Source organism: Alteromonas salexigens, assembly GCF_025628895.1.
In the GTDB taxonomy this organism is placed as follows: domain Bacteria; phylum Pseudomonadota; class Gammaproteobacteria; order Enterobacterales; family Alteromonadaceae; genus Alteromonas; species Alteromonas salexigens.
Window position 1 is genome coordinate 1 of record NZ_JAOTJC010000010.1, and the last position, 1,127, is coordinate 1,127.

Sequence of the window (1,127 nt, forward strand, 5' to 3'; positions counted from 1 at the left end):
ACCCTAGGGGAACCTGGGGTTGGATCACCTCCTTACTATTACGTCGATGACGCCCTTGATGCAGTGCCTACACAGATAGTCTTGTTATAAAAGAACGACCCTAAGGTTATGTTGGGGCTATAGCTCAGCTGGGAGAGCGCCTGATTTGCATTCAGGAGGTCAGCAGTTCGATCCTGCTTAGCTCCACCACAGGCTTGTAGCTCAGCTGGTTAGAGCGCACCCCTGATAAGGGTGAGGTCGGCAGTTCAAGTCTGCCCAAGCCTACCACTTTCTTCCTTACTCTTCGTTGGATGGAAACTCATGTGCTGATAGCACACTACGTTCCCCTCCGCCTCGATTAAGAAAGAAAGCCACTAACTCCCATGCTCGGGTCGGACAAAGAGCGAAATCCTAATGAATATTTACTTTCGAGTAAGCATTGATTAGGGTTTTTTACTCTAAACATGTTCTTTAACAATTTGGAAAGCTGATATTAGTAATCAATCAAAATTGAGTAACTGAGAATATCGAAAGATGTTCTCTCAAAGCTACTCTACTTGACTTGAATTGCTTGTTATCGATTAATTTTGATGACAAGGCAATTCTTCCGATTAGCTTGTCATGCATACGACATTACCCAACCCGGAGTCAAAAGGCGGGTTAAAAGCGACATGTCGGTTTCTAGGCGAGTGGACAGACGAACGAGCGAAGGCGCATACATCACGTATGTAACTGAGTGAGTGAGGAAAGGCCACGAAGCATAGGGAGCGAGATGGAAGGTTTTTTGGGGTTGTATGGTTAAGTGACGAAGCGTATACGGTGGATGCCTTGGCAGTTAGAGGCGATGAAGGACGTGTAAGTCTGCGAAAAGCTGTGGTGAGCTGACAAAAAGCATTTGAGCCACAGATGTCCGAATGGGGAAACCCACCTGTTTACAGGTATCGTTGCGTGAATACATAGCGTAACGAGGCGAACGAGGGGAACTGAAACATCTAAGTACCCTTAGGAAAAGAAATCAACCGAGATTCCCCTAGTAGCGGCGAGCGAACGGGGAGCAGCCCTTAAGCTGCTTAAGATTTAGTGGAAGCCTCTGGGAAGTGGCGCGATACAGGGTGATAGCCCCGTACACGTAGGATCTTTTGTAGTGA

The 1,127-nt window shown here is 47.1% G+C and carries 2 tRNA genes and 1 rRNA gene; all 3 read left to right on the plus strand.

The features are described 5' to 3' along the window. Window positions 1-113: 113 nt before the first annotated feature. A tRNA-Ala gene (locus OCL06_RS12090) sits at window positions 114-189 on the plus strand. Window position 190: 1 nt separating this feature from the next. Then, a tRNA-Ile gene (locus tag OCL06_RS12095) sits at window positions 191-267 on the plus strand. Window positions 268-775: 508 nt separating this feature from the next. After that, window positions 776-1,127, plus strand: a 23S ribosomal RNA gene (locus OCL06_RS12100); the annotation flags it as partial.